The organism is Schaedlerella arabinosiphila (assembly GCF_003885045.1).
GTDB lineage: Bacteria > Bacillota > Clostridia > Lachnospirales > Lachnospiraceae > Schaedlerella > Schaedlerella arabinosiphila.
The window spans coordinates 281,041-307,156 of the sequence record NZ_RHJS01000002.1 but is presented as its reverse complement, the minus strand read 5'-3'; the positions used below and the strand labels follow the sequence as shown (position 1 = coordinate 307,156).

Here is a 26,116-nt window from a genome sequence, read left to right as displayed (position 1 = left end):
TATCGCGTTTTTCGCACTCCCCGGAATCCCTTTGTATCCGCTCCTGTAAGCCGATGTGGAGGGGATTCCGTGAAATGCAAATGATGCCTATTCTGTGCCGCCGCTCTTTGATGATGTAAGCTGAATCTCCGGCATATCTGCCATACTCTTTGCCGGCATAGTCTCGAACTTCGAATCACTGACAAGCCTCTGGCCGGCATTTGTCTCAGCATGATCCACACGATACAGCTCTGCCCGGACTTGTTCCAATTTGGTAAGATCTATCATATGCTCCGGTTCAATCCAGTATACCCAGGAACCGTCTGAAACATCCTGAATATTTCCGGTATCGGGCACATCGGCAAGGATGATCTGGTCTGCATTGACGCTGCCGTCTGCTCCTGCGCCGCCGACGATATTTCCATCCTGGTCATAAAGGATCACCACGTTGTACGCCGGATTTCCCTTATAAACTCCGGTAAATACCAGCGAACCAGCCGGAATGGTGCCGCCGCCGTAATCAAATGCTGTTTTCAGTTTTCCGATCACCGGTTTTTGCTCTCCATTGGTACGCCGGAAATCCACATCATCCCCGGTCACTCCCAGCACATCCAGTTCGGCAATTCCGATCGACTTCCCTGCCTGATTTTGGATTGCCAGCTTCACTGCCGTAGCCTGATAACCGGCAATATTGTCATTACTTTCCTTCCTGCCGCTTTCAAAGAATACGGTCTGAACCTTATCTGGCTGGAAGGTTCCGCTTGCCGCTTCTTTCCATTGGCCGTTTCCTTCCCGTACAAAAATGCTGTAATCCTTGATCCCATTCTGTCCTTTGGCCGGCGTATACTTAAAGCCAGTGATTGTATGCAGCTTGTTAAACTCCATAATCACTTCCGCACTTGCTCCCGCCGCTCCGATATAGACCGTACCTGTATCATTGTCTACCACGTTTTTAATGGGATCTTCCACCGCCGGACCGCAGATCGTATCCTGATCATCGGTTCCCATACCGCTTCCGATCTCCTCATTGCTCTCGCTTCCGGTTCCAATTCCGTTTCTGGTCTTTTTCGTATCCTCCGCTGCTGCCGTCAGATCGTTGGTGCTGACCGTCCAGTTTGACTTATCAATACTTCCGTCATGCTGGATCTTCACTTCCCCTGAGGATGCCGGTGCCGACTGATTCAGATATTTGTCGATCACCCTCACTTTGTAGCTCACCACACGGTTATTCATTGTGGTCACGTGATCGCTGAATGCATTGGTCGTCGTAAAGCCTGCCACTTCCTCCTGAACAACTCCGCCAGACCTGGTACAGCGCACAACCTCATATCCCAAAATATCCTCCTGCGGAATCGTTGATGAGAACCGAAGATCCACCTGGTTCGCTGATACAGGGTTGATCTGTACAGACTCTACCGTCACCGCCTGCGTACTTCCTGCCTCGTCCAGCCCGCTTACGCCATGCGTCCGCCTGTACACACGAGAATCGTCATTTACATAGTAAACGGCCCTTGTCTCCTCACCAAACTGCTGCGCATAGGCAATCGTCCCTTCATTCGGCGTCATTCCCCATCGTTCAAAGAACTCCAGAAGATTTTTTTCTGCCGCCGCGCAGGCTAAGCGCATCAGGTTCTGATCCTGGTCTCCCGGCAGAGTCAATGTTACCCCGCCCGGCGACGGTGCTTTAGAAGGCGTTCTTGCGTAAGTATCCACCCTTGCAAAGAACAGGTTTCCAAGCTGCTCCTCATAATTGTCGTATGTCTTAAAGTTATATCCGTTATCGTAAGCCAGATGAAGCTGCCAGTACATTCCCAACTGGGTAAATACATTGGAAGCACGCCCCTTCGTACCCGAGGTCACCTTCTTGTACACTTCGTCGTACTTAAACCGCACACTGTCATTGGTATCCTTCGCCTGTGCAAGCACAGAAAAATAGTTGTTGGTTATCTCCGCGACCGCATAGCTGCCCTGGTTGATGCAGTGCCCGATCTCATGCGCGATTCCCCAGCCGAAATAATTGCCGTCCTGATACCGGCCTTCCGTATCTGCCGTGAGTGTCCTGCCGGTTACCATGCCGGGAGCGGAACCCCATTCAATTCCAATGTGGTTGCCCGATGCATACATAAATGCCCCTGCAAACATCCGCTGATACCGGATATTCAGATGTCTGGACGGATAGGTATCCTTTACGTCCACCGCGGCGCCGTCCGCTTTCTGTGTGTTCGCAGTCAATCCTTTATGTTGATAGAAGAGATGCATCATGCTCTCCATCGCTTCCGCAGACGACACGATATTCTCTGCGCTTCCTCCGCATCCTTTCAGGATCTGCGATGCCGGAAGCGAGAGCATCATAGTGTCCAGCATCATATCCGATGCTCCCAGTATACATTCGCTTTCTGCATACTCATATTTCACGGAACCCAGTTTGGATTCCTCGTGAAGCTTCTCGTGCTGCGTCTCCATTTGGTCTACATATGCTTTCAGTTCATCCACATATTTTTGCGCACGTGTAAGCTTTTCGTTTCTGTCTGTCACCTGATACAGGTCCAGGAAGGGCACTTCCGCGCCTCCGCTTACACGAACCGCATACTGATCCGACGCGCTGCTGCCCGTATACTGCACATACAGCGCACCTCCGGCTTCCCCTTTTATTGTGGAAAGCTGCGGAACCGTAATATCATTTCTTCCAATCTTCAGGTTCGCTACCTGCTTGAACATTGAGCCGGATTCCGCATGATACTGTGTTGCGATCAACTGCAGGTTCGTATTCTCGCCGGTTTTCTTCGTGTTGTGGCCCACGTACACCGTGATCTCTTCTCCCGCCGCCGCCGACACTCCAAGCGGCTGCCATGCATTCAGCCCGCCGAATCCGCGGTCCGTATCCCGGGTCGTAATGCCGTTATGTATCTGAACTGTCCTGCTCAGCTTCGCCTTCAGAATGTCCTCTGCTGTCTGCAGTTCTCGTTCCAGCTTCTCTTTATCCGGATGGTATTCCCCGCTATCCGGGTCCTTTGTGTTGATTCGTGTCCTGAGTCCGTCAATCGTGGCCTGGTTCACTTCACTTTTCAGCTCTGTATGTAAGTCGTTGGCATAAAGCGCCATAATATCGTCTTCCAGAGAATCATAATGGTAGAAATAAATCTCCGAGCATGTGATCGTACCGGAAGCCAGGCTGCGGCTGATGCCGAACTGCAGCTTCTTTACGGACACCGCTTTCGGGAGACGGATCATATAGTACACCCGCTTCTCCGAATCCATTTTTCTCTGTACAGAAACCTGACCGCTCGTAAACTCCTCGGTATTTCCGTTCTCGTCCCAATACCGAACCTGCGCATATCCGTATCCAAGGCTCTGCACCGTTACCTCCTGCAGCGCAAAAGTCTGCAGCTTATATGCCTGGTCAAATTCATAAGTCAGACCATGCGATCCCAGAGTATTGAATCCGCCGGAATCCCAACTGTTCAGCAGATAATGGGATACCGGGTTGTTATCCACCGTCCCCCACGCAGTCTTTCCTCCTGCCTGATCCCTTTCGCTGTCCTGCATGGAACCGTTAAAATAGACCGCATTGGTAATATGCTCGCTTACCTGTCCCTCCGCAGCCTGGTTGATCAGCTTATACCTGGGCATCTGAGCCGGATCCGGAGAGGTGGTTTCCGCTTCCCCGGTCAGGGACGGCTTGCCCTCGCCGAGTTCATTGACACCTGTCACATAGACCTCATAGCTGGTCCTGTCCTTCAGCTCCATGATCCTATGGCTGCTGACTGTTATTCCTTCTATTTTGATAAAGTCGCCTTTTCCGCTTTCACGGTAATACAGATTGTAGCTGTCCGTATCCTCCATATTTTTCCAGGATGCGTCAATGGCTCTGTATGCTCCCGTAACTTTCAGATTATCCGGCGCGTCCGGTTTCTTATCCGCTTTTGGAATCACTGTTACAGGTTCGCTGTACCCGCTCCTCCATGCGCCGTTTACAGACTGCACCGACACCGTATAGGCCGTATCGTTCACAAGCTTCTCTTTTTGGAAGGATGAGATCTGTGCGCTGTTTCCCTTTACGAAAACAGTCTCCCATTTTGCTTCCCCTTCCGTCTCCGGCGTGATCCGTACCTCATATCCCGTCACATTTACGCAGGGATCCCATGTCAGGGTGAACTGCTTATTGCCCGCCTTTGCCGACAGGTTCTGCGGGATATCCATCTGCGGCTCGGGGATACGGCTCTCCATATCGTTCAGAAATTCCACCTTGGAAATCTCTACAAGGTTATTGTTGTTCTGCATCCCCATAATCTTCAGCGTCACCTTTTTCACCGCAATCTGTGTTCCGAAATTCACGCTGATGGCACCGCTGTGATCCTGGGATATCACCGCACTGTCAACGTCCAGCAGGAAATTGACTCCCTTTTTTAGTGGGATTTGAGCCGGTTGCTCCTGCCCATCATCCATATAGACAAGGTCAATCTGAGCCAGTTCGATGGAATCCTCGTTTCCCGTATCGATCACCAGGCCCTCAATCGGAATGCCCTCCTCTTTTGCAAAATCAAACTCCACGGCAACCGGTCCCTCCGTTGTGAAGGGACTGCCGGAGTCCGTAGCAAGCTGCACGCTTCCTTCATTTTTGAGCAGGGTATCCAGATCGCCGGATACTACTTTTGTGTGCTCGTCCTTGCTGACTGTCACCGCATCTGCCGGCACTAATTTTACCACTGAAGAGCTGGGATCCCCATGAAATCCATATCCCTTTGCAAAATATTCCAGATCCGCAAGGTCAACCCATTGGTCCCCGTTCAGATTCAGGTTCGGATTTTCATGCCGGGACGCAGCCTGCTTTTCCGGCTCCCGCTCCCCTGCGTCTATGGCGTCCACCAGCAGATCCCGGTCTGCGTCGTCGATCACGCCGTTTCCGTCCACGTCTCCCAGAAGGAGCAGCCCCGGATGCACGCTTCCCGGCTGATCATAGGAAAAGCCGCTGACGATCCCCGTGGTAAGGGTCAGATTATACGCCCAGTCCTCTACGGCAAGCTCCTGCGTATAGGTTGCAAAACCCGGAGCCCCGACAGTCAGTACATAAGTCCCCGGTTCCAGGTCTTCAAACGTCGCATCGCCCTGGGACAAGCCCCCGTTTTCCGTCTCCTGATCCGCAGCCAGCATCACCTGCTTCGATTCCTGCCCGGTCAGGGAAACGGTAAAGTTTACATCCTTCTGCAGATTCAATGCGGAAAGGATCTCCACATCGACCTGCCCCAGATAGTCCCTGTCCTGGCTTCTCTTTTTTTCCTTCTCGTCCTCTTCGTCCTTTTCTTCCTCTTCGTCCTCCACGCCGTCTTCCTGGCCTTCCTCATCCTCTGTGCCGAAAGACGCGTCGTCCGGATTCACTGTGAAAAGGTTCTTTTCGGATGGCTCTGATCCTGATTCCGGTTCATCCGTGTTTTCCGGGCCTGCCCCTTCCTCCGTCTCCGAGTCCTCTTCATCCTCTGTGCCTTCGTTGTCTTCCTGAAGCAGATTCTCGTTTTCCCCGGTTCCGGTCTCACCATCGCCCTCAGCCACGACATCCGGACCGCTCCCCGCAGTCTCTGTGTCCACAGGCTCGGCACTGGTATCGACACATAGAGAAAAAACGAGAATTACAGCAAGCAGACATGAAATGATCCGCTTCATACTCCTCTCCTCCCTTAGCAGGATCTGCATCCGTTCTTCTCCTGCAGATCCACAGCTTCGTTTCGCGGCGTATTGCCCCATCCGCGCGTACGACCGCTTTCAGGAATCGTCAAAAAAAGCATGCCTGATTCTGCATTCACAGTATGGCAAGCTTATTTTCACGTACTCCCTAAACCCCTTGTTAATATGCTACATTTCTATCATTTCTCACCTTGCAGAAGGGCCGGATGGATGAAATGGAAGGCCCTTCCTTCTGATAGTATGAACAGTATACCTGAAGTACCAAAAAACGACAATACTTTTTTTTAGAATTTTAAACCTTTTTTCTTCGTTTTCTTATATACAAAATGCCGCATACAAAGGTACCGATATCAATCCATTTTCATCCATCCCAAAATTCCTGGCGGAGATTCGTATCATCTCCTCCGGATGATACATACCGGAAAAATGCTTCATGCTTTTTGCCCGCACATTTTGGTCATACTTGACTTCCACGGGAATCACCTTTCCTTTTTTCTGTATCAGAAAGTCCACCTCTGCCGCCGGGGCATCCGATGTCCAGTAAAACAGCTCGTGCCCTCCCGCGCGCAATGCCTGCGCCACATAATTTTCTGCCAGCGCTCCCTTATATACGTCTGATAATTCCCGGCGTATCACATTTTCCGGCATGATGCCTGAAAAGCAGGAAAGAAGCCCGACATCAGACATGTATAGCTTAAATGATGAGATATCCCTGGAGATTTTAACCGGTACTTCCCCCCTGGTTACTCGGTCGCACTCCAATGCGATCCCCGCCATAACAAGCCACGCGATGGAATCCCCGAACAGACCTGCCGTCGCCCCCTTGCGAACCAGCTTATACTGAAATTTTTTATTATCCTTGGCAAGCTGCGCAGGGAGGGAATGAAACGCATTTCTGATTTTTGTACATTCCCCGGAAGAGGAGTATTTCGCCATATCCGCCGTATAAGCATTCAGGATCATTTCCTGCATTTCCTGTATATTCACAAGGGACTGTTCCTCCATATACATCTTTACCACAGCAGGCATACCGCCCACGAACATATACCGGCGCAGCCAACTGATCAATTCCATATGCGTCTGCTGCGGCATCTCCTGTCTCCGCTCAAAATGCTCCCTGATCTGCTGCACAAAATGTCCATTGCCCATTGCATTCAGAAACTCGTCAAAGCTCATGGGATACATGGTCTTCATAATCACCTTCCCCACAGGAAACGAATACTTTTCCCGATGCAGTGCAACTCCGAGGAGACTGCCCGCAGCCACGATATGGTATTCCGGAGCATCCTCAGCGAAATATTTGAGAGAGGTCAGCGCCCGTTCACAGACCTGGATTTCATCAAAGATCAACAAAGTCTCCGCCGGTATAATTTTTTCCGAAAAATACTCTTCCAGAAAACGTACAATCCTCTCCGGACTCAGATCTCCCTCAAAAAATTCCGCGATCAAGGGCATCCGTTCAAAATTCACATAAATACAGTTCTTATAATAATCCCGCCCAAACCGCAGCAGCGTATAGGTCTTTCCCACCTGCCTTGCACCGTATAAAACCATTGGAAGCCGTTCCTTTACATTGTCCCGCCATTCTAATAATTCCAGAACTATATTCCGTTCCATACACCCATCTCCCTTCAATAACGAACCTGTTCAAAGCTTTTGTTGCTGTAATCTGTATCTTCCTTTATTGTAGTATACACATTTCCAAATATTTTTTCAATAAAAAGTCATTTCAAAATGATTTTTTATTGAAAATAAATCACTTCAAAATTATTTTTTCTTATTTTTTTATCATTCTCATAAAAATAATTTTTTAAATTAAATTCCTGCAGAGTGATCTTTTCAGAAAATCCGCTCCATTTTAAAAGATTGCTTCTTTATAAATATACGTTTCAAAATATGCTTTATAAGCAAAAACCTTCTGGCTTTCCTTAATCGTTTATGATAAAATGAATTGCATTGACGCCCAGGCAGTTCTTTCGTTTTCCAGCGAAAACCGACTGCCTGCTGCAAGCTGAAACCAAAACAGAAAAGGAAGTAAGAATACTATGCTGCACATTGCGATCTGCGACGATGAACAGAGCTTTGTCGATCATCTGAAAAGCCTCATCAGACAATACGCTGCCGAAACCGGCGAAGAGATCAAGGTATCCCCCTACTATGACGGCCTGGATCTGATCGAAAAATATGATCCCACCGTTGACCTGATCTTCCTGGACATCCAGATGAAGCTGGTAGACGGTCTCCGCACGGCGGAAAAGATCCGGCAGATGGATGAAAAGGTGGGGATTATCTTTTTGACCACCCTCACCCAATACGGGCTGGAAGGGTACAAATACCGGGCCGCTGATTACATCATCAAGCCCATCCGGTATGTCCGGCTGCGGGATGAGCTGAACCGGTTCCTCTCCATGAGCCGTCAGGACGCCTCCCCGTCCCTGATCATAAAAAATGATTCTGGTAAGTATAAAATCTTTCTGAAAAGCCTGCGCTACATCGAGACTTTTAACCGCAACCTGCTATTTCACACCGAGCAGGAAAAGATCATCTGTTACAAAAGCATGAAAGAGGTCGAGCAGGAGCTGAAAGGGCAGGGCTTTGCGAGGAGCCACAGCAGCTACCTTGTCAATCTCTTCTATATAAAAGGTGTGCAGAAGCTTGAGATCACCCTGGTGACAGGGGAAATCCTTCCCATCAGCCAGCCAAAACGAAAACAGTTTATGGAAGAATTGACAGAATACTGGGGGGACATGATATGATAAAAGCACTTGACCTGATCACCCTGCTCCTTGGTTGGAGCTATGGCTTTCTGTTTTTACTGACCCTCCACAGCTTTATCCCACTGCGCAGAAACCGGCTGCTTTGGATTCCAGCCTATGTGATCTGTTCCTTTTTTGCCAATATGGTGATCTATTCCAATGACCTGCCCAACCTCCTTGGAGCCCTCCTGCTCCTTGCCGCCTATATCCTCTTGTTCCACAGCGGAAGATGGATCGAAAAGCTGACTGCCGTGCTGGTATTCTATCCCGTGGTTGTAGCGGTCAATTATCTGATGCAGGATATGGGGTCACGGTTATTTTTTGCCTGTAACCATGTGTCGGGGAATCCTTCCCAATGGCCCCCCGGCCTGCTCCTCATCAGCACGGCCATTCACACATTCTCCCTGCTGGTGCGGCTTTTATTCTGGCTTGGGGCATGGGCCTTGTTAAGAAAATACCTGGGCCGGATCACCTCCGACCTGACGCTGCGGATGTGGCTCATTGTGGATGTCCTGACGCTGGCATCTATTGTAGCCATTTTTACGATCATCTATTTTCTTCCCGAGGAAGCAGCCGTCGTGTATCCCATCTGCGCAGCGTCCATCGTGTCCAGCTTCGGATGCATCTACCTGGCGGCCTATATCTGCAGTTCCGTGCAGACTGCCTGCCATGCCCAGGAGCTGGAACAGAAGCAGGCGTATTTTCAGGACAAGCTCCGGGATGAAAAGCGGATTCGAAGCATTTACCATGATATGAAAAACCATCTCCTTGTCCTGCAGACGCAGCAGGCCAACTCCGAAGTATTGAACGAGTCCGCCCGCTCCCTGCAGGAACAGATCGAGACTTATGAGACCTACTATCATACCGGCAATGACTATCTGGATATGATCCTCCGCGATAAATCCCGGCTGGCAAGAGAAAAGCAGATTGATTTCCACGCCGCCGTCAGTTTTTCCGAAGGGGCATTTCTAAAACCGCTGGATATCAGCACGATCTTCGGGAACGCCCTGGACAATGCCGTTGAGGCCAGCGAAAAGCTGCCTGAGAGTATGCGGCTGATCACCGTAAAAGCCGCCGCTGTCCATGACATGCTGGTGATTGCAGTGGAAAACAACCGAAGGCTTGACGAATTTACTCCGCAAAAGACAAGCAAAAAAGATTCCTTCCTCCACGGCTTCGGCATTTCCAATATCCAAAAGGCTGTGGAAAAATACGGCGGCGAATGCATCGCAAGGCCGAAAGAAGAAAAATTCATTGTCAAAATCATACTCCCCATCGCCGAATCAGAATCCGCCTGTGCAGTTGGCTAATCCGCACAGGTGGATTCTGCTTTTCCTATTTAGATGTTTCTCTTTAGATGTTCCCATTTAGATTTTACCTTCTCCATATTAGTTTACGCATTCTATATTGCCGGATTTGATCATCCGAATATAATGTGGATTATAAACAGAGCAAGATTTGAAACTGTTATTTCCGGCCAAGCCGGATTGGGAGGAGGACAACACATCATGAGTATTTTAAGAACCGAACATTTAGTAAAACAGTACGGCAAGGAGCCGAATATCGTAAACGCACTGGACGATGTAAGCATTTCCGTGGAAAAAGGAGAGTTTGTGGCCATCATCGGCACATCCGGCAGCGGGAAATCCACCCTGCTCAACATGCTGGGCGGACTGGACCACCCCACCTCCGGCACCGTAAAAGTAGACAAATTTGAACTCGGAAACATGGCGGACGACGACCTGACTGTATTCCGCCGCCGCTGCATCGGCTTTATTTTCCAGAATTATAATCTGGTCCCGATTCTGAACGTGTATGAAAACATCGTAATGCCTATTCAGTTGGACGGGAAAAAACCGGATGATACATTCATCGAAGAAGTGGTTTCCCTTCTGGGGATCGAGAAAAAGCTCTATCAGATGCCCAATACCCTTTCCGGCGGCCAGCAGCAGCGGGTATCCATCGCAAGGGCGCTGGCGGGAAAGCCGGCCATCATCCTGGCTGACGAGCCCACCGGAAACCTGGACAGCAAGACAAGCGATGAAGTCATCGAGCTTTTGAAAATCACCAGCAGACAATTCCATCAGACCATTGTCATGATCACCCATAACCCGGAGATTGCGAAGCAGGCTGACCGGTGCATCCACATCGAGGACGGCCGGGTTTATGAGTAACCAGCCATTGTCCCCATATGCGCAGTGCGCCAGAATGAACAGAAAAGGAATGATCGAAACCATGAAAGAACAAAAATCTATGATCCGGACTCTTACGGGCCGGAGCTTCAAAAAAAATAAAAGCCGCAACCTGGTTGCAGTCCTGGCCATCACCATGACTGCCATGATGTTCACCACATTATTCACACTGGCACAAAGCCTGAGTAAAAATCTGACGGAAATGTACCTGCGTCAGACCGGAACCAAGGCCCATACCACCGCCAAGCAGATCACCGACGAGCAGATCGAACTCCTTGCGGCACACCCGGATGTCAAATCCTGCGGCCGCTCCATCGTCCTTGGCCTGGCGGAAAATGAACGGCTCGGCGGTCGGCAGGTAGAGATCCGCTATGCCGATGACCAGTATGCCAAAGACGACTTCGCATATCCCGAAGCCGGACATATGCCAGAGCAAAAAACGGAGATTGCATTGGATACCTCGACCCTGCAGCAGCTTGGGATTCCCCAGGAGCTGGGAGCGGCAGTCACATTGGAATGGCGGAAGGATCTCTTCTCCGACCAGGTGACTTCCAGCACCTTTACACTCTGCGGCTGGTGGGAACGGAACCATTCTGTATATGCCAGCATGGCCTGGGTCAGCGAGGAGTTTGTACTGGAAGCCTGCGGCGGCGCCGAAGGATCCTATGAAGGCCAGATCCTCGGCCAACGGATGATGGGCATTACCTATGCGGACAGTAAAAACATTGAGGAAAAAACAGAACGGCTTCTTTCGGAAAGCGGCATATCTGACGTGGAATTTCACACCAACCTGGCATATGACCCTGAAATGCAGTACAACGCTTTCATGGAGACTCTTCCCATGTACGCCGGAATGGTCCTTGTTTTCCTGGCCGGTTATCTGATCATTTTCAATGTATTCCAGATTTCCGTTGCCTCGGATATCCAGTTTTACGGGAAGCTGAAGACCCTGGGAATGCAGACAAAACAGATCAAAAAGCTGATCTACGGGCAGAGCAGCCGCCTTTCCCTTCTTGGCATCCCCTGCGGCCTGATCCTTGGATACATTCTGGGGATTCTGCTGATCCCTGCATTGATCGCCTCCCAGGACGCCAAGCCGGTTCTGTCCGCAAATCCGGTTATTTTCATCGGATCGGCGCTGTTTACCTGGATCACGGTCATGATCTCCTGTCTGCTGCCCGCAAGGCTGGCCGGAAAAGTCTCTCCCATAGAGGCGCTGCGCTACACGGATACGGACACAGAGGTCAAGCGTCAGGTAAAGAAGTCCAAAAACGGAGCTTCCCTGGCCAATATGGCCTGGTCAAACCTTGGCCGCAATCGGAAGCGAACGATTCTGGTGCTTGGTTCCCTGACCTTAGGGCTGGTGCTGATGAGTTACTTCTACGCAAAGAATGCCAGCTTTGATGTGGAAAAATATCTGATCGACATGTGCGTTGCTGATTTTCAGATCGACGATGCCACCAACCAGACCTCCGGAGGATATGACCCGGAAAGCAATACCATCAAACAGGAGCTGGTAGAGCAGATTACCGGGATGGAATCCTTTGAGGCAAGCGGAAGGCTGTACTCCCGCCAGGTTCCCATGGCTTTAAGCGAACATACCCGGGAAAATCTCAGTTCCTATTATAACCAGGAGCGTCTGGATGATTTTGCATCCTTTGACCTCACCTTTCCTCAGTGGAAAGAGGAATACGACCGTGCGCTTGATGGGAAAGACGTTCCGGTCACCGTGTACGGAGCCGACGGCCTGATCCTGGATGCGGCCGTGGGAGGCCCTTACATCATAAGCGGAACCTTTGACGCCGAAAAATTTGCCTCTGGAAACTATGCGCTGGCAATCGGGCCGGAAGCCCGCGATTTTGATACCAACCCTCCCGCCTGGACTGTCGGGGAATCCGTTTCCATCGAAGGCAGGGAATTTACCGTCATGGCGGTACTGGCGCCGCTGGTGCCCATGACAGAAGGCCGCAGAGCAAATGCTTTTGATCTCCCGCTGATTCTGTCCGCAGACGCCTATACTCAAATCTGGCCGGACAGCAACCTGCAGAAGTATTATTTCAACACGGCGGATGCAGGGATAGAGGACGCGGTTTCCATGCTCACCGAGTACCAGCAGAATAACGCCCCGGGAATGAACCTGGTTTTCCGCGAAAGTCTGGTCCAGCAGTACGAAGCGGAGACCCGTTCCTCCGCAGTCATGGGATATGCCATCAGCGTGATCATCGCACTGGTCGGTGTTCTGAACTTTGTCAACAGCATGGTCACTGCCATCATCTCACGAAAACGGGAATTTGCCATGATCCAGAGTATCGGCATGACCAAACGGCAGCTTCGGAGCATGCTGACCTTTGAAGGGCTTTACTATGCAGGGCTTACCCTGGCGGCCTCCTATCTGTGCGGAAGCATCGTTGTAGGCGTAATTGTCCGGGCGATTACATCCGTGGGATACTCCACCTTCCGGTTCACCCTGCTGCCGCTTTTGATCTGCACTCCCATCCTGATCGGCCTTGCAGTCCTGATTCCGTACCTGTGCTTTAAAAATCTGGAAAAGCAAAGTGTCGTGGAACGGCTGCGGATGGAAGCATAGTCAAATATCCTATGCAAGCATGGCTACTTGGCTCGTTGCTTCGCGGGAATAAACCGTTTTACGGCCGGATCACAGACCTGGCGTTTTCCATCGTCTCTACGATATCGTACATGTTTGTGACTGTTCCGACCGCCAGCTTATCTTTGATTCCGTAGAAATCAAGGCAGGTTCCGCAGGTCATGATATTGACGCCCTCTGCTTCCAGGGCTTTGAAGTCCTCCAGGGAATCCGAGCCTTCACAGGTCAGATACGCCCCGGAGTTGTAGCACACGATCGTCTCCGGAAGCATGTCCTGTTTGGTCAGGGCAAATACAAAGGCTTTCATCAGCGCCCTGCCCAGCTTTTCCTCTCCGCCTCCCATCACGTTGGCAGAAAGGACCGCGACCAGACCTTTCTTTCTCGAATCCGGGCAGCAGGCAATCTCTTCTGCTTCTGTTTCCGCCGCCGAAGCGGAAGCAGAAGCAGAAGCGCCGCCTGCCGCAACCTGGATCGTCACCTCGTACTCCTTCTCCCCCTTCTTCTCTCCTGCTGATTGAAGCCCTTTCTGGGAAGCAAACTTCTGCAGGTTCTGGACTGCGATTTCATTGTCCACCAGAACCGTCAGAACTCCGTCCTCCTGAAATTCCCCAACCGCCTTTTTCGCATTCACAACCGGGAGCGGACATGCCAGCCCTCTTGCGTCTACTATCTTTTTTTCCATCTTTTTGTTCCTCCGCATCATTTTTTATTATGTATTTTATGTATATTGTGATTGGACACAAAGCCTGTCAGCCTCAGACAGGATCTGCGCCCTGCTGCCGGCCGCATCCCCTGCAGCGCCTTATTCACTCTGTCGGTTCATGCAGCTTTACAGCGAAGATATCCGCCGTTTTTACCTGGCGGAATCAGTCTGCCAGATCACGCAGCGCCGCAATGGCTGCGTCAATTTCCTCTTCCTTATTATAATGGGAAAAGCTGAAACGCACCGCGCCCTGCTCCACTGTTCCCAGAGCCTTGTGCATCAGCGGCGCACAGTGGGCCCCCGGGCGGGTGGCGATCCCATAACTCATAAACAGCTCGTCGCTGACCTCCGAAGAATCATACTCTCCCAGATTGAGAGCCACGATGGGGCACCGCTCCGGCTTTGAAAAATCTCCATAGATCCTGATTCCCGGAATCTCTTTCACCCCTTCGTAAAACCGCATCATCAAATCCTGTTCCTGCCCGCGTATCACGTCCATTCCTGTTTTCCGGATGTAATCCACCGCTGCATTCAGCCCGGCAATGCCATGTCCGTTCAGGGTTCCCGCTTCCAGGGCGGTGGGCATCTCCGCCGGATGCTCCCTGCGGTATGTCTGGACGCCGCTGCCCCCGCTTTTTAACGGGCGGATTCCGATTCCCTCTCGCACATACATCCCGCCGGTCCCCTGGGGGCCCAGCAGGCCCTTGTGTCCGGTAAAGCATAGAATATCAATCTTCATTTCCTGCACGTCGATGGGAAATACCCCCGCCGTCTGGGACGCGTCCACGCAGAAAATCACCTGGTGCCGGCGGGCAGTCTCTCCGACCCCCGCAATATCCACCAGATTTCCCGTCAGGTTGGAGCCGTGGGTGCAGACGATCATCCGCGTATTTTCCCGAATCTCACGCTCAAAATCCTGCACGTCAATGCATCCCTTTTCGTCACTTCGGATGATGGTAAGCTCCACTCCCTTTTTTTCCATTTCATACAGCGGGCGGAGTACCGAATTGTGCTCCAGTTCCGTTGTGATCACATGATCCCCTCCCTGGAGTGTTCCCTTGATCGCCGTATTCAGGCTTTCCGTAGAATTTGAGGTAAATGCGATCTGTCTCGGGCTTTCCCCATGAAAAAAATCCGCCAGCTTTTTTCTTGTTTCAAAGATCACCCGGGAGGCGCCCAGGGTCGCCTCATGCACTCCCCGCCCCGCGTTGCCCAGGGAACACATTGCCTGGGCAACCGCTTCCCCAACCTGCTTCGGCTTCTGCAGGGTGGTTGCGGCATTATCCAAATAAATCATAAATTTTTCCCTTTCGTATTGCTTCTTTTCAAATAGAAGTCTGTCATAGTCATGTATTTTATGTATGTCCTCTTTTCTTCGGCTCAGATGCTCAAATCATGCATTTGTGTGCATTTCCTATTTTCATCACCGGCGCTCAAACCATGCATTCGTGTATTTCTTCCTCTTCTATGCCGACACTCTCCATAACTGCTTTGAGCTTTTCCCTGCTCTCTGGCCCGGCGCACCACGCAAGCCCGCATCCCGCAGAGATCGCCTTAGGAACCGGGATCAGCCGTCCTTCTGCCTGCATCTTTTTACACGCCTGCTCCATCGCCATAGCGTCTGCCGTAGTATGAAAAGTGACCACAAGCTGTAATTTTTTCGTTCTCACATTCCGTTCCTGCCTTATTCCGTCTCAGAAGCCTTCGGGAAGCCACAAATCCGGTTTCTGAATACGTCTAAATATCAGTATAGCTTTTATTTTTATTTACGTCTAATTGAAAAGTAAAATATGAGCAGTCAGGTTATAGTTTTTTTCTATAATCCGACTGCCCTTTTGCATTGTCGTTCCCCTTTATTGTTTTCATAATAATCCTGTGATTTCCCCCAGGAGCACTCTTCCCTGTTCATCAGATTCATTCCCAAAACGGATCACCGCCCCGTCTTTCTTCCGCCTGGCCGTTAAATACACCCCGCCGTCCCCTGCTTCTATTGTACGGGCCAATCTTCGGCGTTCTTTGCTTTTCCAGCCCTTCATCCGGGGTTCTAATACCTCAGAAGAATATACACCGCTGTTGTCCGTATATTCCAGGCAGATCTCTGCTTCCTGATAGTATCCTGCAAAGCCTGTATTTTCGACTTCAATCTCCGCAAAATAAACGTGATCTTTCCTTTTAAATGAAACACATGCCTTCCGGATCAGAAAGCGATATCCCAAATGCGCGCTTACATAATCATAAATGCTTTTCCCTTTCCATAAGCCCGCTCCCGGATACTTCCATTCCTTCCAGACCTCAAGTATTCTCGTATCATGCGCTCTGTTCAAATATGTGACCTGCATCTTGCCGAGGATGTCCAATACTGTTTCCGGAGTCAGCTCCTGGAGATAGTCCCGGCTATATACAGCTTCCCCTCCATTGGGCGCAAGCCTGCCGATCTCTGTCTCAAACGAAAGCTCCTCCGTCCGTTCCCAGGGGCTGTTCCATGACGCACATTTCCTGCTCTGTGTGCCGAAGGTTCCAAGATGGCTCTCAGAGCCCAGTATCCCATCGTCAAAAATCCCCATATCGTCCGCTGTGACCTGCCCCGTTTCTTTCTGCTCCTCATGCAGCATTCGCCAGTATACCGGACGCCTGACCGCCAGATACGTCTCCTCTCCCTTATATCGGCGAAGGATCTCCGCCATCTGCCCCATCTGGGCTTCAGATAAAAATTTGGAGGAATGCATTTCCCCCCAGTTGCCTACCAGCAATCCCTGGAACACAAAGACGGTGTCCGCAAACTGCTCCATCAGCCTCCCAATCTGCTCCAAATGTGACTTCACCTGCGAAAAAAAGGACGGCTCCCGCAGTAAAGCCTTTCCTTCATGATCATAGACTATCCTTACAATACAATCGTAAGATCTCTCCGAAAAAAACGAAAAGATACGCCGAATCCGGTCGAGAACCTCCTGTTCCAGATCCCTGTCCCGGAAATGCCCGATGTCAATCAGCAGGAATGCAAGCGTATCCTTCGGATGCAGACACCAGCGCAGCTCCTCAAAGTCCGGTTCCTGCTCTGCCGCAAACGTATGTATCTGATACCATCCCCTGGCCGGATTGGACAGCTCAGACACAGATTCCGTCAGTTCCGCAGCCTGGAAACCGATGCCTTTCTTTCGTATTCCAAAAGCAACCATCCAATCATGCATATCCATTCCCCTTACTTCAAACTGCAGCCCTGGCCTCCAGCTTCGTGACCCTTTTATCCAGGTTTTCAATTAATTTCAGAGACAGATTGATTGTTTCCGTTTCGTTTTTTGTCATACGGTAAACACCCTCCAAAGCTCCAAGACGCTGCTTCACATCCCCAAATTCCTTTTCATACTTTCTGTCATACCGCTCCATCTCATCAATTAAGAATACTTCCGATTGACTGATTCTGGTGTCGATCAGATCCTCCATTTGTTTGGTTCGGGTATCAAGCAGGTCTTCCATTTGTTTGGTTCGGGTATCGAGCAGATCTTCCATTTGTTTGGTTCGGGTATCAAGCAGCGCTTTCATCTCGTCTGTCCTACTGTCGAGCAATACTTTCATCTCGTCTGTCCTGCTGTCGAGCAGCGCTCTCATTTCATCCATCTTTGAATCGACCAGCCGCTCCGTGCTTTCACTCAAGCGTTTTTCTGTCTCTTCCGCCCTGGTATCTATCAGTTTTTCCAAGTGGTCGCTCAAACGCTTCTCGGTCTCCTCCGCCCTGGCATCGATCAATTCCGCGATTGCCCTTAAATCTTTTGCATCTAACATTTAACTCCCCCTTTCCTTCAATTTTATTTTGTCCAGTATAGCACATCCCTGCAAATAAAGTAAACCGGTTCCTACAAGTTCACACAATTATTACAATTACACGTTACAGTTCACGGCCCAACCGGCCGCGAACTGTAACGCATCCAGCCCATTGAAAAGTCGCCTGACGGTGAGGAGCTGGATACACGCAACCGCTATTTTACTGGCCGGATGCCTTGCAGCAAGGTGCAAGGCACCGTGAACAGTATCCAGCGCATTTCTGATCAGGACACCGTTTATATGCTCCACAAAGCAATGGAATAGATTTTTATGACTCTGCCCGAAGCCGGGAGACGGAACCGGCCTTTATGAGGCCATGCTGCAGGCAAAGGGGCAGGGAAATATCCGGCTGCAGGCAAAGCAATTACGCTAAAATCTTCCGCACCTTCTCAATCGGAATGTCACATTCGGATGCAATATTCTGTTCTGTTTTACCCTGCGCCTGCAGCCGGAATACTTGTTTTGCCAATTCGATGCCATGTTCTTCTCCGATTTTCCTGCCGTGTTTCTCTCCGATTTCTCTGCCAAGCTTCTCTCCGATTTCTCTGCCGTGCCTCTCTCCAATTTTCCTGCCGCGTTTCTCCCCTCGCTTCTCTCCAATTCTCTGTGCACTGCTCAAAAATGAATTATGATCCTTCAGCGCTTTCTCTCTCGCTTCATATTCAAGGCGTTTCAAATCATCCGCGCTTAACTTCTGCAGCGCTTCATAAGCCTCGCCCAGATATTCACTCTTCTTCGCCATCTGTTCAAACTCCTCCTTATTTTTCCCGTTAAAAAAACGCATCCAGTTGACGATCTCTTCCCCGGTCTGTATCTCCTTCGGCAGCTTTTTCAATTCCAGAATTTGTATCTCCAGCTTGTCGCTGTAAACCTTTCCTGTCTTCCTTTTGCAAAAGCCGATCCTGTGATAGCACTCCTTATCCTTTGGAAAACGGATAAAATCCAGAATACTTACGTGTATACATTTTTTCAGATTTTCATAGGATTCTCCAGATTTCAGTTGATCCGAAAACATTTTACAAAGGTAAAACAGGGCCCGCTCATCCCAAAATTCGTACCCCTTTACCTGCATCTCCATGTTGATCTGAGTACCGTCCAGCATGCGCACACGCACGTCCAGAATTCCCAGCTTATCGTCTGCGTAGCTGCGCTGCAGATGGGTGGGGAGCAGCTCCGTTTTCTCAACCGTTTCCGGGGAAACCCGCAGGATTGCGGCGCAGAAGCCTTTCCGAACCATCGGGTTCTCCATCAGCCCTGCAAAGCATACGTCAACCTTCGGTGACATAATAAAATCTTGGTTTGTTTTTTTCGTTGTCTGATTCATTCAATTCTCCTTTCTCCTGCAGGACTTTCCGAGTGTTTACACGAGGAGAGGAGAGAATTTCCGTCACTCTTCAGAACAGCCGGCAGGTCTGCGCGCGGCCCGCTGCTCTGAAGTGCTGCAAATTTTCTTTTCTGAACTAATCATAACACGAATCATGGACCCAGAAAAGTAAAATTCCTACAAAAACAGCCTGAAATATATCCTCCTGGCAAATGAAACTCGAAAATCTGCTTTGTAAAAAACTGTGATTGAGTAACCCGGCGATGTACCGGCAAGAACAAAAAAAGATGAATATCTTTTTGGATTCTTCCTGTTAAGGATAACATATCGCGGCCAAATACACAACACCGAATGTATTTTCGCATCATGCTTAAAAGACAGTTGTTACAGGTCACACCTTGACCAGGCGTGCCCTGTAACTCAGGCCGCCATTTAAAATTGCCTTCGGCAATGGGCGGCCTGAATACCAGCTTTTATGTGCATCCTCCCGACCAATCAGCGTGGTGATTGGTCGGGGTGTGACATGTAACAGACAGTTACAGTCACGACCCAACCGGCCGCGAACTGTAATGCATCCAGCCCATTGAAAAGTCGCCTGCCGGCGGTCCTAAGCGCCAGCGACGCTTGTTTAGGACGGACCGGAACGGAGTGTAGACGGGATGGATGCCCGCCCCAGCACTGAATTGGCCGGATGCCGTGCAGCAAGTGCACGACACCGTGTGAACAGTAACAATTACACAACTTATCAATACTCTTTTCCTTTTACCAAATGCTAAATCCTTTCCATTATTCTTTTATAATATTCGCTGCATCGCTTCCAATGCGGATCAATCAGCTCATGTTCCATTCTGACGATCTCCCGGTAATTCCTAACAAACAGCCACAGCATAATAAAATAGTAAGGCGAGAAAAACCGCATCAGCCTTACGAAATAATGTGGATTCGCCCTGACCGCCGCTGATTTTTCCTGCAAATAAAGCATCGCTTTAAAAAATCCTGACTTCTCTTCCGCCCTCTCTACACGGCAGAGCTGCGCAACCTCCTGATTGTGCAGCCACCGATTCGGACTGTTAAAATTTGAAATCGAGTTCTCTGATATACGGTACAAAATAAACGGCCGATTCACATAGCACACCCTGAGATTCTCATGTTTATCTACAATCTTCTGAAAACAGGCCCGGTCATTGACAGTCCGAAACCGCAGAATAAAATCAAATACATCCTCCGTCAGCAGTTCTTTCCGATACACTGCCGTCCCCATAACTGCGCAGCCCAGTTTGATGGAGCGCCGCAGAATATTTCCCCGGATAAAGTTCTGCAGCACCACATCCAGGTATGTAGGATAGAACCGGACCATGTCGCCAAAGCCAGAGAACTTTAGAAACGCAGTGCAAACCATGTCATATTCATCCAACAGATCCGTAACATCAAACAGGCTGTATGGTGAAAACAGATCGTCGCCGTTCAGGACAGCAAAACGCTCTCCTGACACCAGTCTCAAAGCTTCCACATAATTTCTGCAGATCCCGGCATTTTTCTCCCGGAAAAGCATGTCCACCCGTTCAAAAAGCTCTTCATTTCCCTCAATCCACTGTTCGATCACCTGGCAGCTCTGATCCTCCGAGCCGTCATCCGCAGCGATCAACTGAAACTTCTGTCCCTTTCCGAATCTTCGGATCTGATAACGGATGCTTTCCAACGCATGTGTGATAACTTCCGCCTGGTTATAGCATGTCACTATAAATGTAAACATTTTACTCCCCCGTTTCCACCTTTACCTTATGAAAGAAAAGTGTCAGTATTTCACTGCAGTTCTTCCCTTTCTTTGCCATTTCATTCGCCCCGTTCTGGCTCATCCCGATTCCGTGCCCGAATCCGCCTCCATTAATCACAAATGTCTCCCTATCCTTTTCAATAGTAAAAAACGCACTCGGTAGCAGCGCCGTTCCAGGCTCGATCGAACCGTCCTGCCTTACAACCTCAGCGCCGGTGCCGCCCAAAGCCTTCCGGATCTTATTCTCCGTTTCCACCATAACCGTGTCCTTATCACCTGTAATCCTGACCTGGAGCGCAATCCCCCCGTCTCCGGTCTTTGTAATCTCTATATCCTGAATGGTGCCGAGATCCGTCTCCATATTCGCGCTCACCTGGCTGGACAGCGTTTCCACAGGAATCTGGATCTTCCATTTGTACCAAGGAAGTTCTGCCTCGTAATCTCCGTCCTCCCCCTTCACCGCTACGGATTTCAGATACCGGCTGGCCTCGTCCTCCTCTGTCCCCCAGGCTTCCAGGCCCGTCGTATAGCCGCAGGAAGTGGAAAAATAAAGGGTGGTGACAAGCTTTCCCCAGTAACGCATGACCTGGTTTTTCGTCCCTTCCACCGCCTGGTTTACGAATGCGTCCTCCTGGCAGTTTCCATACACCTGGTAACGTGTACTGTCATCCAAATTTGCCTCATACTCCGGATACCCCGGTTCCTTTACATGCTGATATGCAAAGTTCCTCGCACAGATTGCCTGTGCCTTTAACGCTTCCAGTTCATAATAATAAGGCATCTCGCTGGGGACGACCTTACGCAAATACGCTTCCAGAGGAAGCTCATTGATCACTACAAGCCCGTCCTCTGCGGCACGCAGTTCAATCACTCCCGCGTAAGAGGGCGTCCCATACGCTCTCTGAATGTTATGTAGAGTAATCTCCCCGCCATCCTTTGCCGTAATCCTGATCTTGCCTTCCCCCTCCTCAAATCTCGAATCATCAGGAGTAAACTTCTCCTTCTCCCCTGCTGCCGTTTCAAGGCTCTCCTCCCCGAAGCTGATTGTCATTCCCCCGGCAGCAGAAACCTCCATGGCCGGATGGAATACCTCCGCAAACTCATTGGTCTTAATCACAACCCTGAAATCCGGATTATCAATTGCCGGCTCATCCCATGCCGCTCTCCATACTGCAAATGCAAATCCTCCGATCAGCAATAATACGACAAAAACGGTCCATCCATACTTGAACCGTTTCTCTCTCCGAAGCAACTGCCGTCCGCCTGTTTTTTCATCTGTACCCATCTGTCCACTGCTCCTTTTCTGCAAACGCGATGTGGAATAAACGCTGCTGTAACCCGCAGCATCCTCCCGCGACCATATTGCTTTTTTGTCAAATCTATACTATATTAAAAATGTGTAGATCCCCTTCTTCATAATCTCAAGAAAAAGAAAGGATTTTTAAAATGATTTCCATTATAATTCCTGTCTACAACACCGAACAATACCTCCGCCGCTGCATCAATTCTATTTTAGATTCTTCCTGCGGCGATTTTGAAATCATTCTGGTCAACGATGGTTCCACAGACAACAGCCCTGCCATATGCGAAGAATATTCCTGCCAGGACAGCCGCATCAAAGTCATCCATCAAGAAAACCGCGGAGTTTCCTCCGCCCGAAATCACGGGCTTGACCATTGTCAGGGAGAATGGGTCGTGTTTGTAGATTCCGATGATTTCATTTCCAGAGATTTTCTAAATCTCATTGCCCGGGAAACATACCAGAACCAGGATCTGCTTCTATTTGATTTTGCAAAATTCATCGCAGGACACGTCTCTGCGGATTATCCTGTCCATACAGTATCCTTTAGCGGAGACAACATGCTGCGGCTCATCCGACGCATTCTTGTGCCGCGCCCCCTGTATGCAGATGGCAGCGCGGATTTTCGCTCCCCCTGTGCAAGAGCCTATAAAAAATCCATCATAGACCGTTATTCCATCCGCTTCTCTCCCAGCCTGACTGTCGGAGAGGATCTGCTATTTAACATGGAATACCAGTTAAGGGCCAGATCCTGCGTGTATACCTCTGTCCCTGTCTACTTTTACGACATCCACGAAGGCTCCGCAACCCACGGCTTTCGCTCCGGGCTTCTTAAGAATCATGCCCGGCTGCAGCGGCAATTGAAAAAGCTTTTAGAACAGTGCCGTATGTTCCCTGTCCTTGAGAATGAATACTATTCCTATTGCCTTGAAAATCTGACATACGTCCTGATCTGGGAAGTGTTCAGTCCTTCTAGCCCAAGGCCGTACCATACAAAATGCCGGATGTGTGCCCGGATGCGGAAAAATCCGATTTACGCAAAAGCCATGAAATACAACTGGAAAAACGGAATCCTGCCGCGAAAAATCCTTGTGTTCTTTTTCCGCCTGAGCTGCTGGCCCATTACGGATCTGATCTGCCGGGCCAGCTATATGCACCTGAAGGGAAATGACTTCTAAACACTCTTCTCATTTCCTGCCGACGATTTTCAGATAGATGGGATACACGTTTTCCTCCACCCATCCATTCACGAAATAGAGCCATACAATCTCTTCCAGCGCTTCGCCGGCGCTGAATCCGCCGCACCTGTGGAGCCAGAGCAGCGCACGGGCCGCGGCTTTTTTACGTCCGTATTTAAGCGCCAGTTTATATCTACGCCTGGCTTTCCAACAAAGAATCTGCTTCCTTTCTTCCCTGTCTGTGATTCGGCAGTTCTTCGCAATGTCGTCCACCAGTTTCTCATAATCCCTGTACTTTTTCTCTTCCTGCGCCTGAGTGAGCGCCGTCCTGGAGTGACTGCCTTCTCTCATTGCAACCCCGTACAGTTCCTCTTCCAACGTAGGGCATTTGTGACGGTACATAAAAGGCAGCAGCATCTGGAAATTCTGGCCCACATCGTATTCCGGTATCCGACGCTTTGGATAAACCTCAAAGAACGCTTTCGTTCGCAGCATATAGCATCCGCAGCAGACAAAAGTTTTCGACGATAAGATATCCCAGAACAAATCCTGCTTTGCCGTATCTCCCCTCTGCTCATCCGCTTTATCACTTCTCTTCCCTGTCTCCGCGTCAAAATAATAGGAAAGCGACCGGACACACTCATACCGGGGATATTTCTGTAAAAACTCCACCCTCCGCTTTACAGATTCCGGTTCCAGGCAGTCATCGCTGTCCGGCCAGATCAGATATTCCCCAGACACAAAAGGAAGCCCCTGATTGATCGCCGCGGACGCATTCCTATGTTCCGCCTGTACGATACGGTACCCATACCCCTTTGCAGCAAATTTTTCACAATAGCTTTTTGCCACCTTGACTGTGCCGTCCGATGAACCATCATCCACCAGGATCATCTCCATGTCCGGGTAGGTCTGACTTAGTATGGAATCCAGCATGTAGGATAAATGCGTTTCTCCGTTGTAAACCGGAGTCACAACAGACACCCGGCCTGGATTGTATTCATATTGCTTCTGATCCATCTGCCCCTCCTTTTGTCACGCGGAAAACCTGCAGCCGGCAGCTTTTCTGCATTCTATGATATACAAGCGCTCTGGTCCCTGCCTTCCCGGCATTTATCTCACCCGCAGGATCTTCTGGTCTTCAATCTTATACACCACGTCGCATTCATTGGCCAGGCTCATATGGTGTGTTACCATGATCAGCGTCTTGTCTGCCTTGATCTGACGGATGGAATCAATAACCGCCTTTTCTGTCTCCATATCAAGCGCCGCCGTAGCCTCATCCATAACCAGAAGTTCAAAATCCTTATAAAGCGCCCTTGCCAGCGCGATCCTCTGCCGCTGTCCGCCGGAGATCGCGGTGCCGTTTTCCCCGATCAGGGTATGTATTCCATCCGGCATTTTCCGGACGTCCTCCCAGATCTGGGCGCATTTGAGGCATTCAATGACCCGTGCCTCATCCACTTCTTCCTCCTCTTCAAAAAAAGCCACGTTGTTCCGTATGGTTTCTCCGTTCAGATAGACCGTCTGGGGAATATAGCTGACCAATTCCCCCATGCCGGCCCGGCAGGGGCCTTCTGCGTCGGACTGGGTCACAATATCATAATCATCGAAAAAAACATGCCCGCTCTGGGGTTTTAAAAGCCCCAGCAGCAAATCCACGAAGGTCGTCTTTCCCGCGCCGGAAGCACCGATCACCGCGATGGAGCACCCCACAGGAATGTCGATCGAGGCGTCCTGAAAAATATGTACCCTGTCAGAATAGCCGAAGGTCAGGTTTCGAACGGAAACCCCTTTTTGAAGCGTCAGCGTTTTCTGCCGGACAGCTTCGGAACGTTTTTCCTCCTCCTTGAGCAGGCTGTATTCAGCCATACACTCCTTCAGTGCCTCATATGACTTTTCCGCAAATTCCACATTATTCATCCCGTTCAATACGTTGTAAGCCATGGGCAGCATACGCACCAGAGCGGTGATATACACCACCATCGGCGCAAGGATGGCGGACAGGTTCGTTCCAAACACCAGGATCACCGCAAGAATGACAAACATCGCTGCCATAATGGAATTCTGCAGGATCACTCCGATGCTGCTGATCTTGTACTTGTACTCTCCCTGAACCTGCGCATATGCCTGGCTTGCATCCCCGTATTTGTGGAGCACAAAGGTGGAGCGGTCGTCAATCTTCATTTCCTTGAACGATCCGTATGCAATGGTGATCTGCGAATTTGCTTTGATTGACCAGGCCCTGCTTCTCTCCCCGTATTCCCGCATCCTTGTACGCATCCGGAAAAACACGACAGCCATAAGCAGAAGCAGTATTATGCTGCTTACCACCCCGATCCACTTCGAGACATAGATGAGCACGGCGGCAAATCCCGCCATGGTTATGCCGTTGATCACGATGCCGATCCAGTCTACAATGATCTGAATACAGTTTGTGGTATCATTGCGGACCATATTTAATGCCTGCATGGCGGTCTTTTTATTGTGCTCCGTGAGGTTCTCTTTGATCAGCAGTTCATAGATTTTCATGGACAGCTTTTGGGCGCCCTCGTACACAAAGCGATTTGCGATCTTACTTTTGTACAGCTCGAACAGGCATTTCAGCATGGACACCAGTACCATAAAAACCGTAAATGCCGTCAGCTCCGGAGACGCCTGGTTCTCACGCACCACAATATTGATGATATAAATGATCACGGAAAAACTAAAGATATCCACAATCGGGCTGATCAGGCTCAACACCGCATATATTTTCCATGTCATCCGCTCTCTTGTATCCAAAATTCCCGTCAAATATCTGAACATTT

At 50.0% G+C, this 26,116-nt stretch carries 17 protein-coding genes; 5 read left to right on the top strand and 12 right to left on the bottom strand.

Annotated elements, in window-relative coordinates; genetic code table 11:
• Nucleotides 1-87: 87 nt before the first annotated feature.
• A complete protein-coding gene (locus tag EBB54_RS02055) occupies nucleotides 88-5,637 on the bottom strand; it encodes a fibronectin type III domain-containing protein (protein ID WP_243127479.1) in 5,550 nt (1,849 codons plus the stop codon).
• Nucleotides 5,638-5,973: 336 nt separating this feature from the next.
• Nucleotides 5,974-7,275: an ATP-binding protein gene (locus EBB54_RS02050; protein ID WP_125126143.1), complete on the bottom strand. Its 1,302-nt coding sequence runs from the start codon at nucleotides 7,273-7,275 to the stop codon at nucleotides 5,974-5,976.
• 428 nt (nucleotides 7,276-7,703) lie between these two features.
• Here EBB54_RS02050 and EBB54_RS02045 point away from each other — a divergent pair, with 428 nt between their 5' ends.
• The 4 genes from EBB54_RS02045 to EBB54_RS02030 all read left to right on the top strand — a co-directional run bounded on the left by EBB54_RS02045 (nucleotide 7,704) and on the right by EBB54_RS02030 (nucleotide 13,193).
• Nucleotides 7,704-8,414 (top strand): LytR/AlgR family response regulator transcription factor, encoded by a 711-nt coding sequence (locus EBB54_RS02045; protein WP_125126142.1) that lies wholly within the window; start codon nucleotides 7,704-7,706, stop codon nucleotides 8,412-8,414.
• Nucleotides 8,411-9,724, top strand: a complete 1,314-nt coding sequence (locus EBB54_RS02040) for a sensor histidine kinase (RefSeq protein ID WP_125126141.1) — start codon at nucleotides 8,411-8,413, stop codon at nucleotides 9,722-9,724. The genes EBB54_RS02045 and EBB54_RS02040 overlap by 4 nt, the downstream gene beginning before the upstream one ends.
• A gap of 198 nt (nucleotides 9,725-9,922) precedes the next feature.
• Complete coding sequence (locus EBB54_RS02035; RefSeq protein WP_004082896.1) at nucleotides 9,923-10,588, top strand: ABC transporter ATP-binding protein; 666 nt, start codon at nucleotides 9,923-9,925, stop codon at nucleotides 10,586-10,588.
• Nucleotides 10,581-13,193: an ABC transporter permease gene (locus tag EBB54_RS02030; RefSeq protein ID WP_243127478.1), complete on the top strand. Its 2,613-nt coding sequence runs from the start codon at nucleotides 10,581-10,583 to the stop codon at nucleotides 13,191-13,193. Before EBB54_RS02035 ends, EBB54_RS02030 begins: the two co-directional genes overlap by 8 nt.
• A gap of 58 nt (nucleotides 13,194-13,251) precedes the next feature.
• On the opposite strand, the gene yedF is transcribed toward EBB54_RS02030, so the two are convergent.
• The 8 genes from yedF to EBB54_RS01990 all read right to left on the bottom strand — a co-directional run bounded on the left by yedF (nucleotide 13,252) and on the right by EBB54_RS01990 (nucleotide 22,116).
• Nucleotides 13,252-13,893: a sulfurtransferase-like selenium metabolism protein YedF gene (gene yedF, locus EBB54_RS02025; RefSeq protein WP_125126140.1), complete on the bottom strand. Its 642-nt coding sequence runs from the start codon at nucleotides 13,891-13,893 to the stop codon at nucleotides 13,252-13,254.
• A gap of 184 nt (nucleotides 13,894-14,077) precedes the next feature.
• A complete protein-coding gene (locus EBB54_RS02020) occupies nucleotides 14,078-15,211 on the bottom strand; it encodes an aminotransferase class V-fold PLP-dependent enzyme (RefSeq protein WP_125126139.1) in 1,134 nt (377 codons plus the stop codon).
• Nucleotides 15,212-15,347: 136 nt separating this feature from the next.
• Nucleotides 15,348-15,584, bottom strand: coding sequence for a DUF3343 domain-containing protein (locus EBB54_RS02015; RefSeq protein ID WP_125126138.1), 237 nt, complete (start codon nucleotides 15,582-15,584; stop codon nucleotides 15,348-15,350).
• Nucleotides 15,585-15,776: 192 nt separating this feature from the next.
• Nucleotides 15,777-17,102 (bottom strand): DUF4874 domain-containing protein, encoded by a 1,326-nt coding sequence (locus tag EBB54_RS02010; RefSeq protein WP_125126137.1) that lies wholly within the window; start codon nucleotides 17,100-17,102, stop codon nucleotides 15,777-15,779.
• 16 nt (nucleotides 17,103-17,118) lie between these two features.
• Nucleotides 17,119-17,694 carry a hypothetical protein gene (locus EBB54_RS02005; RefSeq protein ID WP_125126136.1) on the bottom strand — a complete coding sequence of 192 codons (576 nt, stop codon included), beginning with the start codon at nucleotides 17,692-17,694 and terminating at the stop codon, nucleotides 17,119-17,121.
• 403 nt (nucleotides 17,695-18,097) lie between these two features.
• Entirely contained in the window at nucleotides 18,098-19,057 is a 960-nt protein-coding gene (locus EBB54_RS02000; RefSeq protein WP_125126135.1) for an Rpn family recombination-promoting nuclease/putative transposase, read from the bottom strand.
• 772 nt (nucleotides 19,058-19,829) lie between these two features.
• Nucleotides 19,830-20,810: a glycosyltransferase family 2 protein gene (locus EBB54_RS01995; protein ID WP_125126134.1), complete on the bottom strand. Its 981-nt coding sequence runs from the start codon at nucleotides 20,808-20,810 to the stop codon at nucleotides 19,830-19,832.
• Between the two features lies 1 nt (nucleotide 20,811).
• Nucleotides 20,812-22,116: a SpoIID/LytB domain-containing protein gene (locus tag EBB54_RS01990; RefSeq protein ID WP_125126133.1), complete on the bottom strand. Its 1,305-nt coding sequence runs from the start codon at nucleotides 22,114-22,116 to the stop codon at nucleotides 20,812-20,814.
• A 161-nt stretch (nucleotides 22,117-22,277) separates the two neighbouring features.
• On the opposite strand from EBB54_RS01990, the gene EBB54_RS01985 reads away from it, so the two are divergent.
• A complete protein-coding gene (locus EBB54_RS01985) occupies nucleotides 22,278-23,309 on the top strand; it encodes a glycosyltransferase family 2 protein (protein ID WP_125126132.1) in 1,032 nt (343 codons plus the stop codon).
• Nucleotides 23,310-23,318: 9 nt separating this feature from the next.
• Here the strand turns inward: EBB54_RS01985 and EBB54_RS01980 are convergent, their stop codons facing one another.
• A complete protein-coding gene (locus EBB54_RS01980; RefSeq protein ID WP_125126131.1) occupies nucleotides 23,319-24,326 on the bottom strand; it encodes a glycosyltransferase family 2 protein in 1,008 nt (335 codons plus the stop codon).
• Between the two features lie 93 nt (nucleotides 24,327-24,419).
• Entirely contained in the window at nucleotides 24,420-26,114 is a 1,695-nt protein-coding gene (locus tag EBB54_RS01975; protein WP_125126130.1) for an ATP-binding cassette domain-containing protein, read from the bottom strand.
• Nucleotides 26,115-26,116: the final 2 nt, after the last annotated feature.

Coding starts and splice junctions, on each gene's coding strand:
- EBB54_RS01975 (WP_125126130.1), bottom strand. CDS start 26,114: ATGTTCAGATATTTGACGGGAATTTTGGATACAAGAGAGCGGATGACA.
- EBB54_RS02005 (WP_125126136.1), bottom strand. CDS start 17,694: ATGTTAGATGCAAAAGATTTAAGGGCAATCGCGGAATTGATCGATGCC.
- EBB54_RS02055 (WP_243127479.1), bottom strand. CDS start 5,637: ATGAAGCGGATCATTTCATGTCTGCTTGCTGTAATTCTCGTTTTTTCT.
- EBB54_RS02035 (WP_004082896.1), top strand. CDS start 9,923: ATGAGTATTTTAAGAACCGAACATTTAGTAAAACAGTACGGCAAGGAG.
- EBB54_RS01985 (WP_125126132.1), top strand. CDS start 22,278: ATGATTTCCATTATAATTCCTGTCTACAACACCGAACAATACCTCCGC.
- EBB54_RS02045 (WP_125126142.1), top strand. CDS start 7,704: ATGCTGCACATTGCGATCTGCGACGATGAACAGAGCTTTGTCGATCAT.
- EBB54_RS02020 (WP_125126139.1), bottom strand. CDS start 15,211: ATGATTTATTTGGATAATGCCGCAACCACCCTGCAGAAGCCGAAGCAG.
- EBB54_RS01990 (WP_125126133.1), bottom strand. CDS start 22,116: ATGGGTACAGATGAAAAAACAGGCGGACGGCAGTTGCTTCGGAGAGAG.
- EBB54_RS02050 (WP_125126143.1), bottom strand. CDS start 7,275: ATGGAACGGAATATAGTTCTGGAATTATTAGAATGGCGGGACAATGTA.
- EBB54_RS01995 (WP_125126134.1), bottom strand. CDS start 20,810: ATGTTTACATTTATAGTGACATGCTATAACCAGGCGGAAGTTATCACA.
- EBB54_RS02000 (WP_125126135.1), bottom strand. CDS start 19,057: ATGAATCAGACAACGAAAAAAACAAACCAAGATTTTATTATGTCACCG.
- EBB54_RS01980 (WP_125126131.1), bottom strand. CDS start 24,326: ATGGATCAGAAGCAATATGAATACAATCCAGGCCGGGTGTCTGTTGTG.
- EBB54_RS02030 (WP_243127478.1), top strand. CDS start 10,581: ATGAGTAACCAGCCATTGTCCCCATATGCGCAGTGCGCCAGAATGAAC.
- EBB54_RS02040 (WP_125126141.1), top strand. CDS start 8,411: ATGATAAAAGCACTTGACCTGATCACCCTGCTCCTTGGTTGGAGCTAT.
- EBB54_RS02010 (WP_125126137.1), bottom strand. CDS start 17,102: ATGCATGATTGGATGGTTGCTTTTGGAATACGAAAGAAAGGCATCGGT.
- yedF (WP_125126140.1), bottom strand. CDS start 13,893: ATGGAAAAAAAGATAGTAGACGCAAGAGGGCTGGCATGTCCGCTCCCG.